Source organism: Rhodococcus ruitaii (genome assembly GCF_055230935.1).
Genome location: NZ_JBUYWC010000005.1, coordinates 97,267 through 120,180, shown reverse-complemented (window position 1 = coordinate 120,180; position 22,914 = coordinate 97,267). Strand labels below are relative to the sequence as shown.

The window sequence follows — 22,914 nt, the reverse complement described above, 5'->3', positions numbered from 1 at the left end:
GACGCGGGGTCGCGGGTGAATGCACGCTGGCGTTGTCAGCCGATTACTCGTGGCGACGAAAACCTACTGCGGATGATTGGGGTGGCTCACTATGACCTCGACGATCGAGCGTGCGTTCGGGCAAGGGCCCGACAACAGAGAACAAGGTCCCCGTGAGCCTCTTCTGCGAATGACGTGGACGGACCCGATCACCGGAGCACACGGCTATCTCGTCGTGCACACCTCGGTGTCCGGGCTGTCCACCGGCGGCACCCGAATGAGGGCAGGCTGCACGGTGTCGGAGGTCGAGGATCTGGCCCGCGGGATGGCGGCGAAGACCGCAGTGTTCGACTTGCCGGTCGGCGGCGCGAAGGGTGGCATCGATTTCGACCCGAAGGATCCCCGTGCTGTCGGTGTCCTGGAGCGGTTCTGCCACGCGATGCGTCCGTGGCTGGACACACATTGGGTGACTGCGGAGGACTTGGGAGTGCCTCAGCATCTGATCGACGACGTCTTTGCGCGACTCGGACTCCAGCAGTCCTATCACGCTGCGATCGGACGCTCGCAGGATCCGGAACGGACGCTGCAGCGCGTGCGGGCCGCATTGAACGCGCCGGTGACCGGTGGTTTCCTGCTCGGAGATGTGGTCGGTGGGTACGGCGTTGCGCAGGCCTGCATCGGCAGCATGCACGCGCACGAATGGGCCCCGGCCGAGACGACCGTCGCGATCCAGGGCATCGGCACCATGGGAGGTGGGGCCGCGTGGTATCTGCATGAAGCGGGCGTTCGCGTGATCGCTGTCGCCGATGCTGCGGGCACGTTGTACTGTGCCGACGGTCTCGACATCCCGGCTCTGCTCGACCTGCGCGACGCCTATGGGGAGATCGACCGCACCCGGATCCCGGCGCATGTTCAGCAGTTGCCGAGCACCGCCGTGATCGGTATCCCGGCAGACATCTTCGTCCCCGCCGCGATCTCGTATGCGATCACGACGGACAATGTCGACCGGGTCGCCGCGAAGGCCGTGGTCGAGGCCGCGAATGCTGCGACGACCCCGGAAGCCGAGGCGGTACTGATCGGGCGAGGCATTCCGGTGGTTCCGGATTTCGTTGCCAACGCCGGGGCTGTCGCCTGGGCGTGGTGGGTGCTGCTCGGTCAGGTCGGTGACGATCCGGAGGAGTCGTTCCTGCGGTTGCGCACCGAGATGCTGGCCAAGGTCGCGCTGCTGGTCGAGCGTTGGTTGCTCGATCGGGTGCCGCCGCGACAGACTGCGAACGAGTTGGTCGCTGCTCACCACCGTGCGTCGGCGCTGGTGGATCCCGGTGCGGTACCGGTCCTGGTGATTCCGTAATCGTTCCTCTCTTACACCTGAAAGGCAGTCATCGCGGATCAGAGTCCCGAATGCACACGAGCATCGCGTTGGCACCGGCCTGGAACTCGTAGTCGACGCTACGAATGTCAGTGGTGATGCCGTCGTCTCGGGAGCCGCCTGCACTGACGTCCTCTGTCTCTCAGGGCCGGCCGCCAGCGGAAGGCGACTCGGGACACGCGTAATGGTCACGACCGCCGGAGCGGCCGCCACCAGGTACGTGCAGTGGACAACACTCGGACACCGTAGCGGACGCGGCCTTGGATTGCCGTGTCCGGAATTCGACGATGGGACAAGCTTCGCGCGCGCGTGTTGGCTTCCCGCTCGCGTGATTGCGCGCGCGGGAACACAGGGTGGGTGCGGGAATGGAATGCATGCAGATCCGCCGACCTTGACCTCGAGTCGACTCGAGGTTGCACCGTGGAGTTGTCGTTCAACATCGACAACGAGAAGGAGCAACGATGCGGAAAGTATTGCCCGACCTGTGGGAAACGCGACAAGACAATCCGTTTCCCGGGCTGACCACCCATGCCTACCTGTGGACCGGCAACCACAACGTGCTGTTCTACTCGGTCGCGGGTGAAGCCGACTTCGCCGAGTTGGAGCAGCGAGGCGGAATCACTGACCAGTATCTGTCTCATGAGGACGAAGCCGGCCCGATGCTCGGAAGGATCGCCGAGCGGTTCGGTTCGAAGTTGCGCGCTCCGGCGGCGGAAGCCGACGCGATCGGCCGGCATGCGCACATCGACGTCCCGCTGAAGGAGCGGCACACCGATGACAATGGAGTGGAGGTGATTCCGACACCGGGGCACACCGTCGGGAGTGTCTGTTATCTGGTTCCGGGTGCCGACGGAGCGCGCTACCTGTTCACCGGCGACACGCTGTTCGTCGGTGCGTCAGGAGAATGGGCGGCGGGGTACATCGAAAGCTTCAGCGACGCCCGCACTCTGGCCGACAGCCTGCGGCTGCTGGGCACGCTCACGCCGGATGTGGTGATCTCCAGTGCCTTCCCCAGCGAGTCGGCGGTACACAGGATCGACCCGCACCAATGGCCCGCTCATCTCGAGCAGGCGCTGGCCGGGTTGTCGGCTGCTGTGACGCGCTGAGGTTTGCCGGCCTGGGTGGGGTATGTGAGGGTGCGTCCGACCCACCGGTTTCATCGGAACGCAGCGGCGACCGGTTCCTCGGAGAGCGCTCGCTCCGCCGGGACCAATCCGATTCGGGTGCGACGATCGAGTACGTCGTCGACGTCGAGTGCGCCTTCGTGACTCACTGCGAACTCCACTTCCGCTCTCGTGATGTCGATCCCGGGTGCGATGGGTTCCATCCGCGTTCGGTCGGCCGCGAGGAGTGACGCCTCGGTTCCGTAGCGCTGTACCAGCGACTGCGGCGCCGTCATTGCGCGGAGCGCTGCGGGGTGGGCGGCACCGACCGTCGGCAGGTGCCGGGTACGGCACGGCGTCGCGGTCAGTCCGGCCACGTCGATGGCTGCGTCGACGGCGTCCTCGGCCATCTTCCGGTAGGTGGTAAGTTTGCCGCCGACGATGCCGATCGGCGCGCCTTCCGTCCGGAGCACGGCGTGTTCGCGTGAGAGGTCGGCTGTCGAACCCCCGGCGCCGGACGCGCTGGTGTCGAGCAGCGGGCGGAGCCCGGCGAAGGAACCCAGGACGTCGTCGCGGGTCAGCGGTGTCGCGAGCACCGTATTGACCGTGTCGAGCAGGAACTCGATCTCACGGTCGCTGCCCTTTGGCACGTCCGGCAGCTCACCCGGCGCCTCCTCGTCGGTCAATCCGAGGTAGACGCGGCCGAGTTGGGCAGGTAAGGCGAACACGAAGCGGTTGCGCTCGCCCGGGATCGGCACTGTGAGCGCGGCGGTCGGGTTCCCGAGTGCCGCCGAATCGAGCACGAGATGGGTACCGCGGCTGGGCCGCAGCCGGATGGTGGGGTCGATTAGACCGGCCCACACTCCGGCGGCGTTCACGACGGCGCGAGCCCCGATCTGCATGTCGCTGCCGGTGAGGGTATCGCGGAGCGTGGCGCCCCAGCCGGTGACGTCGCGGGCTTCGACGCGGGTGAGGATCCGTGCCCCGTACACGGCGGCAGTGCGGGCGAGCGCGACGACGAACCGCGCGTCGTCGACCAGTTGACCGTCGTAGGCGAGGAGGCCGCCGCGGAGCCCGGTCCGCCGAACGGCCGGGGCGAGTGCTGCGGTCCGCTTCGCGCTGACACGCCGGGATCGCGGAAGAACGGTGGCCGGTGTTCCTGCGGTGGCGCGCAGCGCGTCGCCGGCGAGGAAGCCAGTGCGGACCAATGCTGCTTCGGCGACACCCACGGACGGAAGGAGCGGCACGAGTTGAGGAAGAGGTCGCACGAGATGTGGCGCGGTACGCGTCATGACGATGTTGCGCTCGACGGCGCTCTCGCGGGCGATGCCGACGTTGCCCGAGGCAAGGTAACGCAATCCGCCGTGTACGAGTTTCGAGCTCCAGCGACTGGTGCCGAACGCGAGGTCGTGGCGTTCGGCGAGAACGACGCTCAATCCTCGGCTGGCGGCATCGAGGGCGACACCCACTCCGGTGACGCCACCGCCGACGACGAGGACGTCGACGGTGGGGTGCTCGCCGAGTTCCTCGAGCTCGCGGGTGCGGCGGGTGGCGTTCAGAGCGCTCGACCCGGTGGGGGTCATCATCGGTGCCTTTCGATGGGGGCGAGGTAGGAATCGATGGCATGGCCGAGCTCGTCGAGTAGTGCTCGATGGTCGACGACTTCGCTGATCATGCGGACGGACTGCACCGTCGATTGCGCGGTGAGAAGGATGAACGCGGCAAGTGCGCGGGGATCACCGGGGCGAATCGAACCATCGTCCTGGCCCCGTTCGACCGCGGTGACGAGAGCATCGAGGATGAGGCGCTGGCTGGTGCCGAGCCGGTCGACGATGTACGTGATGAACACTTCCGGGTCGGTGCGCAGCACTTTCTCGAAGATCGGGTGGGTGCCGAGGTCGTAGGAAGCGGAGACGACCGCAGACACCAGGATCGGGCGGGTGGGTCCGACACCGTGCGTGTCGGGAAGTGCGGCGCGGATCTCTCGGGTGAGCAGGTCGGCGAGTACCGCGTCGGTATCCGGCCATCGGCGGTAGACGGTGGGCCTGCTGACGCCTGCACGTCGAGCGATCTCGGCGAGGGTGGTGCGGCGTAGCCCGAAGTCGAGTAGGCACGAGCGGGCGGCGTCGAGGATCTTGTCCTCGATGCTGTCGCCGGGGCGTTCCGGCTCGGGTGACATCGGGTGCTGCGGGAGCACCGCATCACCGAATGTGTCGTTACGAACTAGCGGCATATGTAAAACTGTAACGCATGACTGAGAGCTTCACGCCCCAGCGACCCGGCCACCCCGCACCGGATATGGAGTGGGACGCGTGGGGGACGGCCGACCATCGAACCGACCTGGGCCCCGAAGTGCACACCCTGCTCGAGCAGGCACTCGGAATCCATAGCCGCCGGGCCCCGCTCGCCGAATCCGACGTCCGGCTCACCTCGGGACGACTCGCCCCGGAGCATCGAGCGGGCCTCGTTCGCCTCCTCGGCGCCGAGCACGTCCTCGACGACCACGCCACGCGCCTGCGTCACGCCGGCGGTAAAAGCACCCCGGACCTGTTGCATCGGCAGGCCTCCGATCCGCAGACGGCACCGGACGCGGTGGTTCTCCCCGCAGATCACGACGAGGTCCTGACCCTCCTCGAGTACTGTGCAGCACAGTCGATCGCGGTTGTCCCATTCGGCGGCGGTACCAGCGTCGTCGGGGGAGTCGATCCCGATTCCGGCCGCTTATCCGCAGTGATCGCGGTGGATCTCCGGCGATTGAACGCACTCACCGATCTCGACCCCGTCTCCCGCATCGCCACTGTGCAGGCCGGGGCCACCGGGCCGCAGGCCGAAGAGTTGCTCGGTACCCACGGTTTCTCGCTCGGTCACTACCCGCAGAGTTTTCGCCACGCAACCATCGGGGGGTTCGCCGCAACTCGCTCCTCCGGCCAGGCCTCCGCTGGATACGGGAGATTCGACGACATGGTCGAACACATGACGGTGGCCACACCCCGCGGAACCCTTCGGGTCGGCCACCCACCCGCCTCCGCAGCCGGCCCGGATCTGCGACAACTCTTCCTCGGTTCCGAGGGGACCTTCGGAATCATCACGGACGTCGGTGTCCGGATCCATCCCGTCCCCGCCGTCGTCGAGCACCGGGCATGGCGCTTCCCCGATTTCGCCACCGGCGCGGACGCACTCCGCACTCTCGTCCAGAGCGGCCTGCCGCCGACCGTGCTCCGGCTCTCGGATGAAGCCGAGACAGGCCTCAACCTCGCCCTGCACAAGGACATCGGACGTACATCGCCAGGCGGATGTCTTGCCGTGACCACGATCGAGGGCGACGAGCGCTACGTGCGCGACCGTGGTGCAGCAGTGCAGGACATCGCCCAGGCAGCAGGAGGCGAGGACCTCGGAGCGGGGCCTGCCCGCCAGTGGGAGCAGGGACGATTCGACGCACCCCACCTGCGGGACGCGCTACTGCAGGCGGGTGCCCTCGCGGAGACGCTCGAAACTGCGACCACCTGGTCGAACCTGCCACGGTTACGTGTCGCGGTCACCGAGGCGCTCACGGACACGCTTCGTGAAGGCGGCACCCCGCCGCTGGTGATGTGCCACATCTCGCACACCTATCCGGCCGGCGCATCGCTGTATTTCACCATCGTGTGCGCACAGGCCGACGACCCGGTCGCGCAGTGGACCGCGGCGAAGCAGGCGGCCACCACGGCGATCGTCGCTGCCGGTGGAACCCTCACCCACCATCACGCCGTCGGACGCGACCATCTGCCGTGGATGACGGACGAGATAGGAGACTGCGGCGTGGACGTGCTCCGTGCCATCAAGAACGCGCTCGATCCGCACCACATCCTCAATCCCGGAAAGCTAATCCCTTGACCACCGGTTCGGTTGTGGTGCTGAGCAACCCGACCGCAGGCGCCGATGCCCTCCACACGCTCGCGGTTGCCAGCACACGACTGCGCGTGCACGGACGGCGCATCACTCACATCGCCGCCGATTCGGTCGACGAGTCGATCGCACTCACCCGACACGCGGTCGACGACGGCATCGACGCGGTCGTCGCTGTCGGCGGCGACGGCATCGTCTGGCAGGCGTGGCAGGCCACCGCCACCACGGGCACGCCCGTCGGGATCATCCCTGCCGGAACTGGAAACGATCTCGCCCGCGTCCTCGGGATCCCCGCCGACCCGGCTGAAGCAGCCGATGTGGTGGCCACCGGTCGGCGACGAACCATCGATCTGGGCCGAGTCTCCTCGACCCAGGGGCCCGCCCAGTGGTTCGGCACTGTGCTCGCGGGAGGTTTCGACGCTCTCGTCACCGATCGTGCCAACCGCATGAAGTGGCCGCGCGGTCGACTGCGATACAACGCCGCCACAGTCGTCGAACTGGTGAACCTGCGGCTCCTGCCGTACCGGATCACCTTCGACGACGAACCGGCCCTCGAACTCGACGCAACATTGGTGGCTGTCGGCAACGCCTCCACCTACGGGGGCGGCATGCGAATCGCACCTGGTGCGCTGCTCGACGATGGTCTGCTCGATGTGGTGGTTGCCACCTCGGCGAACCGTTCTCGCCTCCTGCGTCTGTTCCCGACGGTCTACCGGGGCACCCACATCGACCTGCCCGAGGTGATGGTGCGCCGCGCGCGAGAGGTGCGGCTCGAGTGCCCCGGCATCACCGTCTATGCCGACGGAGAACCGCTCCGGCCATTGCCGGTCGACGTCGAGGCGGTGCGCGGCGCCGGGACGGTGCTGGTGCCGGCCCGTTGACGTGGGGCAGCGGCCATTCCAGTGTCGATCGATGGAGGGTCAGTCGATGGAGCTGCGGAACTCCGCTCCTTCCTGGAGAATTCGCACACCTTCGGCGACGTCGACCACGGGATACACGTGGAAGTCGAAGAACGGGGAGAACTTCGTGGGCCCGTCGGCCACGTCTGCAGGGTTGTCCGACTCGACGACGGCGAACCCGCCACCGAGATCGAGACGGCTCACGAACTGGTGGAAAGTAGCGCTCTCCGGCGGTGCCCACTTCGAGAACACCTGTAGGAGACGCTGCACGTCCGGTTCTCTGTCGACTGCCGATCCGCCGGACCGGCTTTCCCACTCCACTACGTACTTCATCGTCCGTACCTTCTTCCCTTCTCGTTGATTGTCATGACACCCGGACCTCGGGTGGATCCGAGACCAAGGCCGGCGCGCACGTCATTGCGCAGGATCGTTCGCGGTCAGAGCGTGGTGCGATGTGATCGCATCCACCGCGTCGCCGTCGTAGGTCATCCGCATCGCCAGGTCGGCTCGCAGCACGCTCGGCAAGCCGGGGGCGAACTTCTTGAAGTACGCACGAAGCCATTCCTGGCGAGCCATCAGGAACGGAAAGTCGGTCGTCATCATATTGCGCGCCACGAGCATCGGAAGTGGTGCATCCAGCGGGTGGAAATCATGGTTCCAGAGGCCGGGCTGTGGGCAACCGGGGTAGAACTGGCCGAGCATGCAGCCGTGGCCGACGAACAGCGGCTTGCAATCGGCGTGAACGACGTCGATGACAGTGAAGTCGGTGAGATCGGGAAGGACCGTGACCAGTGTCTTCAGGCTGCGATCCTTGTCGTTGGGGCGGGCGAGATCGAGGTAGATGTCGAACTGATCTGCCACGATCGTGGCGAGAGTGGTCGCGCTTACGTCTGCTCCGTGCACGAACGCCACGCCGAAGAGCTGCCTGGCGAGGGAGGAGCGGACGAAGGGGCACACCGGACCGTCCCGGCCGAGATCCGGGTGGGGCGCGGTGAGGTACTCGCTCACCCAGGATCGCAGGAGGTGCGCGGTCGGTTCGTGCGCGTACTCGGACTGCTCCTCGAGCAGATCCACCCATGCGGTGCCCGACCGAGTCCCCACTCGTTTCTGGATCGGCATGTCGGCTTCCTTGCTCCCGGTCGGGGAATCGCAGACCTGTCTCGTGGGCGAGGATCCTCGATCAGGTTGTGGTGCACTCGGTTTCATCGTGTGATACCGGGGTATCGAGCGTGCACCATGATCGCGTGCACGCGATGGGTGGGGAGTCGCTGCGAGCGGCGGTGCGCCGCGATCCCGGCGCCGCGGCGTGATGTGACTCGACAACGATATGAACAGTCCCCCTATGAAAACCCCCTATGAAAGAAGCTCTGCCTCAATGCATTCGGATTTGCGGCGCCGATTCGGTCGCGGAGCCCGGGGGTCCTGCCCCGGTCCCGGGAGGGAACGGTCCGTACGCGGTGGCCAACGATCACTCCATGGCGCTTCGAGTCTGTTATTCGACAATACAACCACCATGGAAAAGGATCCAGGCATACAAACAAACTCTCAGTATAAGCCCTGAATGGGCGAATTACCCCACCGTGAACGCTGACCCGTGACGCCGCCATCGCCCCGTGCATCTCGGAGCGGTCCCGCGTGAGGTGTTGCCGCGCAACTGTACAGCCGCCTATTCTGACGGACATACAGCACGGCGTCGTCGTCCGCCTGTACTTCCCGTTTTCGTCCTCCGTCGGAGGAGGGCGATGCCGCGACGCGGCGGCGTGATCGACCACAACCATCGACGACAACGGTTTCCATGTGAAGGGGGCCGACATGGCCACGTCAGTTGCACGCCGCAACCACAGTTTCGGCGAGGCCCGGCCTCCCGATGGTGCATTCCCGTTGACGCCCGCACAGCACGGCATCTGGCTCGCGCAGCAACTCGTTCCCGAGGTCCCGTTCGTCATAGCGCAATATGTGGAGTTTCACGGCGACCTCGACCTCGACCTGTTGCGGTCGGTGTCGACGAGAGCGGGCCGCGAGTTCGAGACAGTGTTCCTGCGTCTGACCGAGGTCGACGGCACACCCTTCCAGATCATCGACAAGAGCCTCGGATTCGAGACCGAAGTATTCGATCTCCGCGGCGACGACGATCCGAGAGCGGTAGCGGACGAATGGCTCCGCCGAGACGTCGAGACCCCCATCGACCTGTTGTCCGACCGATTGTGCCGCATCGTCGTTCTCCGCACCGGCAACACCGACTACCTCATCTACGTCAAGGCCCACCACATCGCGCTCGACGGTTACGGAGCGATGATCCTGCTCGACCACGGCGCGGAACTGTACTCGGCAGCAGGAGCCGCTCAGGGCGCACAGCGAAAGGCGCCCGCAGACCTGCGGACGTTGTACGAGAAGGACCGGCGGTACCGCGCGTCGCGACGTTTCGTCGCCGACCAACAGTACTGGGCGGACCGGATCCGAGACCTTCCCGATCCGAACGAGGAGCCGCCTGTGCCGCCGGCCGTGCGGAGCATCACCATGCACACCGAACTGTCGGATGCGGCCGCCACTGGCCTGGCGGAGTCGACGAGAATACGAGGGGCGTCCCCCGCCGCGCTGGTACTCGCGGCCTTCGCATGCTGCTTCTCGCGCATGTCCGGTCGGCGCGACGTGCTCGTGAACATTCCCGTGTCGGCGCGGACAACCGCGGAACTGCGCCGCTCCGCAGGCATGCTGGTGAACGTCGTACCCCTGCGGATGCGGATCCTGCCGAACGACACCCTCGAGGCCACGGTCCGCCGGATGCAGATCGAACTGGTCGGGGCCCTGCGGCACCAGGGCTGCGGGATCGAGGACATCCACCGAGCCGCGTCCCAACCGGTGTCCCGCTTCTCGGTTCCCCTCGTGAACGTGATGCTCTTCGACCGACAACCGGTGCTCGGTGCGACCCGCGGGACACCCCACGTGCTGTCCCGCGGCCCGGTCGGAGACCGGTTGATCACCGTCCACCGCGCCGGAACACCCACCCGAACCGCGATCGAATTCCGCGCGAATCCGAACCGATACCGCCCGGACGCTGTGGCCGCGCAAAGCGAGCAGATTACGCAGATCCTCGAAGAATTCGCCACCGCCGACCCACAGACGCCCCTCAGCGAGATCCATCCGGCGAGCGCGTCCGCGGCCGCGGCACGCTACCGCGACACCGCATTGCTCGACCACTGGATGACGGTACTCGCCGGAGCGCCGGCGCCCGCTGCCTCGTCGAGTGCACGCGGTCCGGCCACCACCGCGGTGAATCCCCCCGGAAGCCCACACTCCTGGGCAGCCGTCGAACACCGGCTCGACGCCCGACTACAGCACGCGATAGCCACACTCACCGATCACCACGGCGCGGATTGGCACGACCTACTGCACGCCGCGACTGCGGTGTGGCTCGCCCGGATCGGGGACACCGACGACGTCGTCGTCGGAACCGTCGTGCCCGCTGTCGCCGGGTCCCGATCGAACGGTGCGACCACGCAGCGCCGCGCATTGCCACTGCGCACCACGGTGCACCCGGCCACCCGATTCTCCGAGCTGCTCGACGACGTCCACAGGGCACGTGGTGAGGTCCGTGCCCACGCCGACGTGCCGGCGCAGCGCCTGCTCGACGCACTGGCGCCGACCCGCAACGGGTCTCACGCACCACTGTTCCGGATCGTCCTCGCGCACCACGGCATCGCGGAACCATCGATGACGCACGCGGCGGCGCCCACCGGACCCGCCACCATCCTCGGCGACGTCGATCTCATCCTGACGGTGACCGACCACCGCGGCACAGTGACCGAACCCAGCGGCCTCGACGCGGCCACCGGACTCACCCTCCACCTCAGGTTTGCCACCGACGCCCACGACGCCGCCGCCGTCCGCAGCGTCGCCCGCCGGATCGTAGGGATCCTCGAGGCCGTTGTCGCCGACCCGTCCGTGCCCGTCGGCGACATCGACCTCCTCGACCCGCGTGAGCACCGGGCGCTGGTACCGGTGAGCGGAGCAACACCCGTCGCGCCCCGACTGCTGCCGGACATCCTCGCGTCCGCGGCAGCGCTGCACCCGGACGCCGTCGCGCTGTCGAGCGGCTCGACCGCCATGCGGTATCGCGAACTCGACCGCGCGGCGAGGCAGCTCGCCCGGTTGCTCATCGCACGGGGCGCCGCACCGGAACGCTACGTGGCGATCGGGATGTCCCGATCGGTCGAGTCCGTGACGGCAGCATGGGCCGTGGCCAAGACCGGGGCTGCGTTCGTGCCCGTGGACCCCGCCTACCCCCGGGACAGGATCGAGTACATGCTCCGCGACTGCCGCGCGGTGCTCGGCCTCACCACGGCCGAGGAGCGAAGCCGGATGTCCGACGCCGTGCCGTGGCTGGTGGTCGACGACCCCCAGACGGCGGAGGCCGTTGCGCGGCACTCGCCGGTGCCGGTGACCGACACCGATCGGCGCGCGACCGTTCGGGCCGACCACCCCGCGTATCTGATCTACACCTCCGGATCGACCGGCACCCCCAAAGGCGTCGCGGTCACCCACCGGGGACTGTCGAACCTCGTGGCACACACCAGGACTTTGGCGGATTCGAACGCCCGAGTGTGGCACGGTACGTCCCCGAGCTTCGATCTGTCGGTCTTCGAGATGCTCGTGGCGTTCGGGGCGGCCGCGCATCTGGTGGTGGGGCCGACAACCGTCTACGGCGGGGTCGAACTCGAGCGACTGCTCGGGGCCGAACGGATCACCCACCTGTGCACCACACCGGCGGTGCTCGCCACACTCGATCCGGACGCCGCGACGGGTCTCGCCTTCATCAGCGTCGGGGGTGAGGAGTGCCCGCCGTGGCTGGTGGCGCGCTGGGCACCCGGTCGCCGGATGGTCAACGGATACGGGCCCAGTGAAACCACCGTGCAGATGGCGTCGGCAGAGCTGGAACCGGGACAGCCGGTGACTGTCGGGGGGCCCGGCCCGGGGTTCGACGCACTCGTGCTCGACGGGCGCCTGCACCCCGTGCCGGTGGGGGTGGCCGGCGAACTCTATCCGGCAGGCCCAGCACTCGCTCGCGGCTACCACCGCAGGCCCGGACTGACCGCGACGCGGTTCGTCGCCGACCCGTTCGGGTCGCCGGGACAGCGGATGTACCGCACCGGCGATCTGATGCGGTGGGTCGCAGGATCCGGGGCGTCGCCGACCGCGGTGACGGATGTGCAACTCGACGATCTGCAACTCGACTATCTGGGGCGCGCCGACCTACAGGTGAAGCTGAGTGGGCGGCGCGTCGAACTCGGCGAGGTGGAGGCCGCGCTGCTGCACCTGCCGGAAGTGGCGCAGGCCGCGGTCGTCGTTCGCGCCGATCAGACCACGAGCCGCCTGGTGGCCTACGTCGTCCCGCGCACAAGCGTCACATCGGATCCGACGGCGATGCGTTCCGCGGTCGCCGCGACACTCCCGGAATACATGGTCCCGGCCGCGGTGGTGCCGCTGACCCGGATGCCACTGACTGCCAACGGAAAGCTCGACAGAAGTGCCCTACCTGCCCCTGAGATCCGCGGCGCCGTGTACCGGGCGCCGCGCAGCCGTCTGGAACGGACGCTGGTCGGTGTGTTCGCGGAAACACTGCGTGTAGCGCCGGACCGGATCGGCCTCGACGACAATTTCTTCGACCTCGGTGGAGACTCGCTGGTGGCGACCGGGCTCATCGCACGGCTGCGCTCGACACTGCACGCGGAGGTTCCGATCCGCGCGATCTTCGAAGCACCGACCGTGGCGGGCCTCGTACCGCGACTCGCCGAGTGCGGCGTCGCCCGGACACCGTTGGTCCCGCAACCCCGGCGACCGCGAATCCCCCTGTCCTACGCACAGACCCGCTTGTGGTTCCTCCACCGCTACGAAGGCCGTTCGGCGACGTACAACATCCCGATGGCAGCGAGGCTGACCGGGCGGCTCGACCATGCGGCCATGGAAGCGGCCTTCGCCGACGTGGTCGCCCGACACGAGAGCCTGCGCACGGTGTTCGGCGAGGCGGACGGAATTGCCTACCAGGAAATCCTGTCGATCACACGCGCAGCACCGTCGGTGCCGGTGACGGCGGTGCCGCCCGACGGCGTCGCCGATGCGGTGCACGCACAGGCGTGGCGTCCGTTCGATCTGTCGACCGAGATCCCGGTGCGGGCCCTGCTCCTGCGCGAAAGCACCACGGTCCACGTGCTGGTGCTCGTGCTGCACCATATCGCCGGTGACGGGGCATCGATGGTCCCGCTGGTCCGCGACCTGCTCGACGCGTATGCGGCACGCTCGGCCGGGACCGAACCGGGCTGGGACCCGCTGCCCGTGCAGTACGCCGACTACACGATGTGGCAGCGCGACATGCTGGGCAACGAGGACGACCCGCACAGCGTGCTCTCGGGCCAGTTCGCCTATTGGCGTGACGAACTGGCCGGCACCCCGGAGTGCCTGCGACTGCCGTCGGACCGGCCCCGGCCCGCAGTCCAGTCGTTCCGGGGCGGGCAGGTGCAGTTCACCGTCGCATCGAGTGTCCGGACCGCGGTCGAGGACCTCGCCCGCTCGCGGGGAGCGACAGCGTCGATGGTGTACCAATCGGCGCTGGCCGTGCTCCTGCACAAACTCGGCGCAGGCGACGACATCACCATCGGGGGGCCGGTCGCGGGCCGCACCGACGAGGCACTGACAGATCTGGTGGGCTTCTTCGTCAACACCTGGGTCCTGCGGGTGGACCTGGCGGAGGCACAGGATTTCCTCGACGTGCTCGACCAGGTTCGAGGAAAAGCACTGGCCGCCTACGAGAATCAAGACGCACCCTTCGAGCGGCTCGTCGAACTGCTCGATCCGGCCCGATCCACCGCACACCACCCGCTGTTCCAGGTCGCGTTCGCGTTGCAGAACAATCCGCTGCCCCGGCTCGATCACCCCGGCCTGCACGTCGAGGTCATTCCGATCCCGACCGAGGCCGCCCGGGTCGATCTGTACGTCAGCCTGTCCGCTGACACCGAGTCCGAAGAAACCGACACGCTGCGCGGGACGATCGAGTACGCAACCGATCACTTCGACCGCGACACCGTCGAACAACTCGCGGACCGCTACCTGCGGGTGCTGGACGCCCTGCTGCGGTCCCCGCGGGGACGACTCGACGTGGTCGATCTGCTCTCCCCGCGGGAGCGGCGGCTGCTCGTCGAGCTGTGGAGCGGTTCGGCGACCGCGATCCCGACGGGCACGGTGCCGGAGCTGTTCGGTGCCCGGGTATCGACCACTCCGGATGCGGTGGCACTCACCGCCGGCGCCGAGCACCGGACCTACCGACAACTCGACGCCCGCGCGAACCGGCTCGCACGACTGCTCATTGGCATGGGCGTGGGACCCGAAGCGGTGGTCGCTGTCGTGATGGACCGATCGGAAGCACTGATCGTGGCGCTTTTGGCCGTCTCGGCCGCGGGCGGTGCGTATCTTCCGATGGATCCGAACTATCCGAGCCGGCGGACGGCCTACATCCTCGCCGACGCCGCGCCACACGTGGTCCTCACCGACACCGCCGGCGCACGGAATCTCACCGCCGGAGATCATCCGCTGGTGCTGCTCGACGCCACGGGCACCCCGCACACCCACGAGCTGACGGAGGATTGCCGACCTGTCACCGATGCGGACCGAACTGCGTCGCTCCACCCCGAGAACACCGCGTACACCATCTACACCTCCGGCTCGACCGGCGTTCCCAAAGGCGTCGCGATCACGCACCGCAACCTCGTTCATCTGGTGACGAACGGCTGGCTACCGCATCGACCCCACACCCGGACGGCCATGACCGCCTCACCCGGATTCGATGCGTCGGTGTACGAGATCTGGCCGGCTCTGCTCGGCGGAACGGAACTCGTACTCGCCCCGCCCGGAACAGCCGACCCCTCCGACATCGCGGAGACGATCACCACGCATGGTGTGACGTCGATATTCGCGGCGACCCCCCTGTTCCACGCCCTCGCCGACCCCGGCAACGTGCCGGCTCACACATGGGATCGGGTCGGCCACGTGGTCACCGCCGGTGAGGTGCTGTCACCGGCGACCGTCGCACGCTTCGGCGCGCAGCACCCGGCGACGGTGGTCGTCAACGCGTACGGACCGACGGAAGCAACCGTGTGCACCACCGCTTACGCGGTACCCGCGCACGACAGCTCCCGCCCGGACGGCACGACTGCCACCCCGGTACCGATCGGGACACCGATCCCCGGCGTGCGCGTGTTCGTGCTCGATGCCGGCCTGCAACCGACTCCGCTCGGTGTGCCGGGAGAGCTGTACATCACCGGTGCAGGGGTAGGTCGCGGCTACCGTGACCGACCGGTGCAGACCGCAACCCGGTTCGTTGCGTGCCCATTCGGGGTACCGGGTCACCGGATGTACCGCTCCGGTGACCTCGTGCGGTGGGTTCACCGCGAGCACGCCGACCGCGACTCCGTCCCACACCTCGAATTCATCGAACGCGTCGACCAGCAGATCAAGATCCGCGGATTCCGGATCGAGCCCGGGGAGATCGAAGCGGTCCTGGCCGCCCACCCCGCCGTCGCGCGTGCCGCAGTCGTTGCCCGCGACACACCCGGCGGCAGCACGGGCACACACCTGATCGGATACGTGGTCCTGGACCGCGACCGCACCCTCGTCCCCGATCCCGAGCGAGCGACCGAGACCGTCGAGCGCTGGCGAGCGCTGTACGACGACGTGTACTCCGCGACGCGTGACCACCAGGACGCAGCCAGCCACACCCCGCGCCTCGGAGAGGACTTCAGCGGCTGGACCACCAGCGACACCGGACAGCCGATTCCCGTCGCCGAGATGCGACAGTGGCGTGATTCCACGGTGCACGCGATCCGCCGGCTGCGCCCCCGCCGCGTCCTCGAGATCGGGGTCGGCGCAGGACTTCTACTCGCCGAACTCGCCCCCGAATGCGACGAGTACCAGGCGACGGACTTCTCGGCAGCGACCATCGACAGCCTCCGCGCAGCCGTGGCCGGGCAACCGTGGGTGGAGCGGATCGAACTGCGCGTGCAACCAGCCCACGTGACCGACGGTCTGCCCGAACACCATTTCGACACCGTCGTGCTCAACTCGGTGATCCAGTACTTCCCCGACGCCGCGTACCTCCTCGACGTGCTCGGCAAGATTCTGCCGCTGCTGGCGCCGGGCGGCACCGTGTATCTCGGGGATATACGGAACCTGACCCTGCTGCAGCACTGCACCACCGGTGTGGAACTGGCCCGCGCCGACGGCAACGACACCGCAGGCACGATACGCGAACGCGTCCGCCGCGCCGCCCTCGCCGAACGCGAATTGATGCTCGCCCCCGAGTTCTTCACTGCACTGCCACGGCACGTCACCGGTGTCACCGGCGTCGATGTCCAGCTGAGCCGGATGCGGGCGATCAACGAACTGAGCCTGTATCGATACGCCGCCGTGCTGCACACCGCACCGGATCGGCTCCGCTGCCTCGCCGAGGTGCCGCAGCAACCGTGGGAGCGGTTCGGGACCCTCGACGCCGTCGGTGAGTACCTGCGCACCGCGCGCCCGCGCACAGTACGCATCACCGGCGTCCCGCGCGCCGGTCTGGGCCCCGCCGTCGCCGCGGTCACCGCCCTGGAGGGCGCACCCGCACACACCCCGATCCGGACTCTGCGCCGAGACACCACCGAGTCCGACGGCATCCTGCCGCACCGCTGCGATACGCTCGGCGCGGACCTCGGATACCGGGTCGCGGTGACGTGGTCGCCCGAACCCGGACTGATGGACATCGTTGTCATCGGTGACGGACCGGCCGCCGGCCAGGCCGCACCCGCGTGGACCGGCGTCTACCACCCGGCACGCGGCGTCGACGGACTCGCCGGGTACGTCAACGATCCCGTCGCAAGCACCCGGATCGACGACCTCCGCCGATACCTCACCGAACGATTGCCCGACTACATGGTCCCGGCTGCGCTGGTCCGGATGGCTGAGCTGCCCGTGACGGTGCACGGCAAGCTCGATCGGGGGGCGCTACCCGCACCGGACTTCGCCTCGCGCGGCGACGAGTATGTACCGCCGGCGACCCGGCTCGAGCGCACCGTGGCGCACCTCTTCGCCGCGGTGCTCGGAGTGGAACACGTCGGGGCGCGGGATTCGTTCTTCGCGCTCGGCGGGGACTCGATCATGTCGATCCAGCTGGTCGCGCGTGCCAAGGCCACAGGGGTGGTGTTCTCCCCCCGGGATGTGTTCGAACACCAGACTGTCGCGGCGCTCGCCGCGGTCGCCGCGACGCCCGAGCCGGCTGCTCGGCCGCTCGCGGAACTCCCCGGCGGAGGGGTCGGCGACATCCCGCTCACCCCGGCCGCACGACGGTTGGTCGGCGCGGGACGGCTCGCCCGGCGGTTCTGTCGATCGGAGTTCCTGACGCTCCCGGACGGACTCCCGCCGGCGAATCCGGAGGCGGCCCTGCAGGCCGTGCTGGATCGACACGACATGCTGCGTGCACGCCTGTCCACCGGCGCCGGTGGACAGGCGTGGCGTCTGGTCACGATGCCGACCGGATCGGTGCCGGCGGCGTCGATACTGCGGCGGGTGCCGGTCGATTCGGTCACCGGACCCGAGTTCGGGTCCCTCGTCGGCGTCGCGCGGACCGCGGCGGCCGGGCGACTGGACCCCGCCCGCGGAGTGGTGCTGCAGGCGGTCCTGTTCGACACCGGAACCGAGTCACGGCTGCTGTTGGTGGTCCATCACGCCGTGATCGACGCGGTGTCCTGGCAGATCCTCATCGCCGACCTGGCGATCGCATCGAGGCGGCTCGTCGACGGATCGGTTCCGGATCTCGCGCCGGTGAGCACCTCGATGCGTCGATGGGCCCACGGCCTCGTCGAAGAAGCGCGACAGGGAAACCGCACCGCGGAGCTGGACCTGTGGCGCACGATGCTCGCGGGCGCCGATCCCATGCTCGGGCGGAGACCGCTCGACCCGGACACCGACGTCGGCGCCACCACCGTCACCGTCACCGTCGACCTCCCGCCCGCCACTACCGCCACAGTGCTGACCACCGTGCCCACGGTGATCCACGGCGGCGTGCTCGACGGCCTCCTGACCGCCCTCGCCGCCGCCGTGATCAGCTGGCGGACCGACCGCGGGACGACACTGCCGCGGGTACGCATCGGGCTGGAAGGACATGGCCGCGAAGAACAGGTGCTCCCGGGCGCCGACCTGTCGCGGACCGTCGGCCGGTTCACCGCGGCCTACCCGATGACACTGGATCTGACAGGCATCGACCTCGGCGACCTCACCTGCGGCGGCCCGGCCGCGGGAACCGCGCTCAAGGCGGTCAAGGAACAACTGCTCGCCGTGCCCGACCACGGAATCGGATACGGCATCCTGCGCTACCTCGACGACAACTCCGGTCCGACGCTCGAATCTCTGCCCGAACCTCAGCTCACCTTCACCTACCGGGGCACGATCGCCGGGACCGGGACGGACCACGCGACCGGGTGGCTCCCGGATCCCGACGTCGACCTCGGCCACGGACTCGACCCCGCGCAGCCGGTGTCCGCGGTGCTCGCGATCGATACGGCAGTCACCCACACCCCGGCCGGCCCGGAACTGCGGGCGACGTTCGCCTGCCCGTCCGGTGTCCTTCCCCGGGTCGACGTGGCCGACTTGGCCGACCGATGGACACACATGCTCACCGGCCTCGCCCACCACGCCGTCGCCCCCGGTGCGGGTGGTCGCACGCCTTCGGACCTAGCATTGGTCCGCTTGGACCAGCGTCGGATCGAGGCACTGGAGCACCGATATCCGGGGCTCGAGGACGTGTGGCCGTGCACACCGTTGCAAGCAGGCTTCCTGTTCCACGCCCTGCAGACCGAATCGGTCGATACCTACACCGTGCAACTCATCCTGCACCTCGCGGGTCGGGTCGATCCGTCCCGCCTGCACCGGGCCATCACGACGCTGACGACGCGGCACCCCACCCTGCGGGTGAATTTCGTGCTCGACGGCGCGCAGCCACCCATCCAGATCGTGCAGGACCAGGTGGACATCCCCCTACGAGAGCGCGATCTGAGCGGACTGGACGAGCATCGTCGCGCCACCGAATTCGATCGTCTGCGCGCCGCCGAACGAGCAGAACGGTTCGACACGGCCCGCGGACCGCTGATCCGGGTGGTCCTGATCACGATGGCGCCGGGCGACTTCCGGCTGGTGGTCACCAATCACCACATCCTGCTCGACGGTTGGTCCACCCCCTTGCTGCTCAACGAGATACTTGCCCTCTACGCGAACGACGCCGACACCTCGATGCTGCCTCCGGTCCACCCGTATCGCGACTATCTGGCCTGGCTCGTGCAGCAGGACCACGTGGCCGCGCGCGACGGTTGGTCGAAATACCTCGCCGGTCTCGACCAGCCGACGCTGCTCGCTCCGGCCGCCCAGGGCGCACCCGTCACCGTCCTCTCCGAGAGCGTGAGCGGGGTCCTTCCGGCAACCGCGACCGGACGCCTGGACGTGTTCACCCGCCACCACGCGGTCACGACCGGCACCGCGGTGCAGGTCGCCTGGGCGATCGTGCTGGCCGCGCTCACCTCACGCGACGATGTCGTCTTCGGCACCACCGTCTCGGGTCGGCCCGCCGAGATCCGAGGCATCGAAGAGATGATCGGGCTGTTCATCAACACGCTGCCGCTCCGGGTTCGGCTCGACCCGTACGAGACACTCGCCGCACTGGTCGAGAGGATTCGCGCCGAACAGACGGAACTCCTCGACTGGCATCACCTCGGGCTCGCCGAGATCGGCCGGGTCGCGGGGCCGGCCGCGGTGTTCGACACGCTGACCGTGGTCGAGTCCTACCCGATCGACCGTGCCGGACTGTCCGACGCCATCGACCTCGCCGGCCTGCAGATACGCGAGGTCACCACCCGAGACTCCGGCCACTACCCACTGACCCTGATCGTCCACCGCGACACCCGACTCCAGCTACGACTCAGCTACCGACCGGACTTGTTCGAGCGCGCGGCGGCCGAGGAAGTCCTCGCGCACGTCGTGAGGGTGCTCGACACGATCGCGACCCGGCCCGACCTGCCCCTGGGTCGGCTCCGCATAACCGACGGGACCACCGTGCGGGGCGCCGCCGGGGACCGCGCCCGCCCGCCGACCCCGAGCAGGGTGTGGAACGACCTCCTCGATGCCCGGCCGGCCCGCGTTGCCGAGAGCGTCGCGGTGGTCGACGGTCACCGGCAGTGGACCTACGCAGACTTCGACAGCCGCGTCAACAGGGTTGCACGCCTGCTCATCTCGCGGGGAGTCGGCCCGGAGACACCCGTGGTGGTGGCGATGCGCCGGTCGGGTCACCAACTGGTCGCGATGTACGCGGTCATCCGGGCGGGAGGGGTGTACGTACCCGTCGATCCCGACCATCCCGGACACCGTACCGCCGCAATAGTCGCCGCAGTACGGCCGGTGTGTGTCCTCGTCGGCGGCGACGAGGACACCCTGCCCGGCACGGTGCCGACGGTGCGCATCGACGACTCGACCTCGAACGGATTCGCTGCCACCACCATCACCGACGCCGACCGTACAGCTCCCGTATGCGCCGACCACAGCGCCTACGTGATCTTCACGTCAGGATCGACGGGGGCGCCCAAAGGGGTGGTTGTGACCCACCGTGGCATCGCGAATCTGATCGACCGACTCTCGGACGTCGCGGACTCCGATTCGCGAGTAGCGCAGTTGGTGTCACCGGTGTTCGATGCATCCTTGCTGGAATCGATCGTCGCCTTCGCGGCGGGCGCACGGCTCGTCGTGGCACCGCCCGGGGCCGATGCGGGGATCGACCTCGCGCGGTTCCTCGCCGCTGCGGACATCACCCACCTGTACACCACACCCGCGGTGTTGACGACACTCGATCCGGTTACCCTGCCGGACCTGACATTCGTGAGTGTGGGTGGAGAGGTGTGTCCACCGTCGCTGGTGGCGAAGTGGGCATCGGGTCGTCGCATGGTCAACGGATACGGTCCGAGCGAGGCGACGGTGATGTCGAATCTGCTGGACCCGCTGGTTCCCGGGGCCGTCGTCACCGTCGGTGCTCCGATGCCCGGCTTCTCCGAGACCCTGCTCGATTCCCGTCTGCAATCCGCCCTACCCGGCGCAGTGGGGGAGCTGTATCTTTCGGGCCTCGGGCTGGCCCGCGGCTACCTCGGGGACTCGGGATCGACGGCCACGCGCTTCGTTGCCGATCCGGTCGGCGCCCCCGGAGAACGGACCTACCGCACCGGGGACCTGATGCGATGGACACAGACATCCGGCCGCACCGAACCCGAGTTCATCGGTCGGGCAGACTTTCAGATCAAGGTACGGGGCCTGCGCATCGAACTCGAGGAGATCGAGGCCACGCTGGTGCGACACCCGGCGATCGCGCAAGCCGCGGTGGTGGCCCGTGACGACCGACTGGTCGGGTACGTGGTCCCGGACGGGCCCGAAACGCTCGAGCCGGCCGAGGTACTGCACTTCGCGGCAGAACGACTACCGCGGTACATGATCCCGGCGACGCTCGTCACGCTATCTGAACTGCCCGTCACCTCCGGCGGGAAGATCGACCGGTCGACACTTCCGGAAGCCGACCTCGCCCGCGCGCAGTATCGCGCGCCGCGGACCCCGACGGAGCAGATCACGGTGCGGGCGTTCGCCACAGCACTCGACCGAGACCGGGTCGGAATCGACGACAACTTCTTCGATCTCGGGGGCAACTCCCTCAGCGCAGTCGGGGTGGCGGCGGACCTTCGGGCGCAGTTGGGCCGGGACATCGCACTGCAGTCGGTCTTCATCGAACCCACCCCGGCCGGGCTGGCGCGCCATCTCGACAGCCGCGGATCGGACGCCGTTCCATCGTCCGGAGCGCTCGATGTGCTGATCACCCTCCGCCGAGACGGACACCGCACACCCGTGTTCTGCGTGCATCCCGCGATCGGGCTCTCCTGGGTGTACGCGGGGCTTCTTCGATACCTTCCGGACCGGCCGGTGTACGGACTGCAGTTGCCGTTCCTGTCCGGAGGGCCCACCTACTCTGCAGCGGCCGACCTGGCGCATCGGTACGTCGAGGAGGTGCAGGCGGCACAACCTCACGGCCCGTACATCTTGCTCGGCTGGTCGCAAGGCGGCCTGATCGTGCACCACATGGGCGCCGAACTGCGTAGGGCAGGCGAGCACGTCGACCTGATAATCCTGGACTACTACCCGCTCGAGCGTGCCGCGCGGACGTTCACCCTCGCCGAGATGCTGACCGGTCTCGGGATCGAGATCGCCGGTGACGGCGCGGTGCCGGTGTCGTATGACGAAGCGCTCGATGCGGTGCACCGCGCAGTCGGCCACCAGACCGGACTCACCGCACGGGATCTGGAACGAATCATGGAAGCGTATGCCGAGGTTCATCGCAACCCGACGACGGTCGATCTCGGGTGCTTCGACGGAGACCTGCTGTTCTTCGCTGCCGCACGGTCTCTGGCGGGGTCCGACGGCGCCTCCCCGGCAGTGTGGCGACCCCACGTGACCGGCACGATCACCGAGCACACGATCGACTGCGACCATCTGCAGATGATGAGCGCGGACTACCTGGCGATCCTCGGGCCGGTCCTCGCCGACTATCTCGATGCCGTGATCGCAATGCCGTGATTTG

General features: G+C 68.1%; 9 protein-coding genes. 5 read left to right on the top strand and 4 right to left on the bottom strand.

What is annotated here, in order from left to right; genetic code table 11:
* Nucleotides 1–91 precede the first annotated feature (91 nt).
* The gene (locus tag ACZI8W_RS08365) at nucleotides 92–1,330 is read left to right on the top strand and encodes a Glu/Leu/Phe/Val dehydrogenase dimerization domain-containing protein (RefSeq protein WP_463368028.1); all 1,239 of its coding nucleotides are present in this window, start codon (nucleotides 92–94) and stop codon (nucleotides 1,328–1,330) included.
* Nucleotides 1,331–1,809: 479 nt separating this feature from the next.
* Nucleotides 1,810–2,454: an MBL fold metallo-hydrolase gene (locus tag ACZI8W_RS08360; protein WP_463368027.1), complete on the top strand. Its 645-nt coding sequence runs from the start codon at nucleotides 1,810–1,812 to the stop codon at nucleotides 2,452–2,454.
* A 50-nt stretch (nucleotides 2,455–2,504) separates the two neighbouring features.
* On the opposite strand, the gene ACZI8W_RS08355 is transcribed toward ACZI8W_RS08360, so the two are convergent.
* Together ACZI8W_RS08355 and ACZI8W_RS08350 are read right to left on the bottom strand one after the other, a co-directional pair.
* Nucleotides 2,505–4,034 (bottom strand): glycerol-3-phosphate dehydrogenase/oxidase, encoded by a 1,530-nt coding sequence (locus ACZI8W_RS08355; RefSeq protein ID WP_463368026.1) that lies wholly within the window; start codon nucleotides 4,032–4,034, stop codon nucleotides 2,505–2,507.
* Nucleotides 4,034–4,630, bottom strand: a complete 597-nt coding sequence (locus tag ACZI8W_RS08350; RefSeq protein ID WP_463368078.1) for a TetR/AcrR family transcriptional regulator — start codon at nucleotides 4,628–4,630, stop codon at nucleotides 4,034–4,036. Before ACZI8W_RS08350 ends, ACZI8W_RS08355 begins: the two co-directional genes overlap by 1 nt.
* 71 nt (nucleotides 4,631–4,701) lie before the next feature.
* Here ACZI8W_RS08350 and ACZI8W_RS08345 point away from each other — a divergent pair, with 71 nt between their 5' ends.
* On the top strand, nucleotides 4,702–6,324 hold the full coding sequence (locus tag ACZI8W_RS08345; RefSeq protein WP_463368025.1) for an FAD-binding oxidoreductase: 1,623 nt from the start codon (nucleotides 4,702–4,704) through the stop codon (nucleotides 6,322–6,324).
* Nucleotides 6,321–7,217, top strand: coding sequence for a diacylglycerol kinase (locus ACZI8W_RS08340; protein WP_463368024.1), 897 nt, complete (start codon nucleotides 6,321–6,323; stop codon nucleotides 7,215–7,217). The genes ACZI8W_RS08345 and ACZI8W_RS08340 overlap by 4 nt, the downstream gene beginning before the upstream one ends.
* A 39-nt stretch (nucleotides 7,218–7,256) precedes the next feature.
* Here ACZI8W_RS08340 and ACZI8W_RS08335 read toward each other — a convergent pair whose 3' ends face one another.
* Both ACZI8W_RS08335 and ACZI8W_RS08330 read right to left on the bottom strand, forming a co-directional pair.
* Entirely contained in the window at nucleotides 7,257–7,568 is a 312-nt protein-coding gene (locus ACZI8W_RS08335) for a DUF3303 domain-containing protein (protein ID WP_463368023.1), read from the bottom strand.
* Nucleotides 7,569–7,649: 81 nt separating this feature from the next.
* The gene (locus tag ACZI8W_RS08330) at nucleotides 7,650–8,354 is read right to left on the bottom strand and encodes a DUF6875 domain-containing protein (protein ID WP_463368022.1); all 705 of its coding nucleotides are present in this window, start codon (nucleotides 8,352–8,354) and stop codon (nucleotides 7,650–7,652) included.
* 693 nt (nucleotides 8,355–9,047) lie between these two features.
* On the opposite strand from ACZI8W_RS08330, the gene ACZI8W_RS08325 reads away from it, so the two are divergent.
* Complete coding sequence (locus tag ACZI8W_RS08325) at nucleotides 9,048–22,910, top strand: amino acid adenylation domain-containing protein (RefSeq protein WP_463368021.1); 13,863 nt, start codon at nucleotides 9,048–9,050, stop codon at nucleotides 22,908–22,910.
* The last annotated feature ends 4 nt before the right edge of the window (nucleotides 22,911–22,914 follow it).

Excerpts from the sequence above, each read along its gene's own strand:
- ACZI8W_RS08335 (WP_463368023.1), bottom strand. The coding sequence starts at position 7,568 with ATGAAGTACGTAGTGGAGTGGGAAAGCCGGTCCGGCGGATCGGCAGTC.
- ACZI8W_RS08360 (WP_463368027.1), top strand. The coding sequence starts at position 1,810 with ATGCGGAAAGTATTGCCCGACCTGTGGGAAACGCGACAAGACAATCCG.
- ACZI8W_RS08365 (WP_463368028.1), top strand. The coding sequence starts at position 92 with ATGACCTCGACGATCGAGCGTGCGTTCGGGCAAGGGCCCGACAACAGA.
- ACZI8W_RS08350 (WP_463368078.1), bottom strand. The coding sequence starts at position 4,630 with ATGTCACCCGAGCCGGAACGCCCCGGCGACAGCATCGAGGACAAGATC.
- ACZI8W_RS08325 (WP_463368021.1), top strand. The coding sequence starts at position 9,048 with ATGGCCACGTCAGTTGCACGCCGCAACCACAGTTTCGGCGAGGCCCGG.
- ACZI8W_RS08355 (WP_463368026.1), bottom strand. The coding sequence starts at position 4,034 with ATGACCCCCACCGGGTCGAGCGCTCTGAACGCCACCCGCCGCACCCGC.
- ACZI8W_RS08345 (WP_463368025.1), top strand. The coding sequence starts at position 4,702 with ATGACTGAGAGCTTCACGCCCCAGCGACCCGGCCACCCCGCACCGGAT.
- ACZI8W_RS08330 (WP_463368022.1), bottom strand. The coding sequence starts at position 8,354 with ATGCCGATCCAGAAACGAGTGGGGACTCGGTCGGGCACCGCATGGGTG.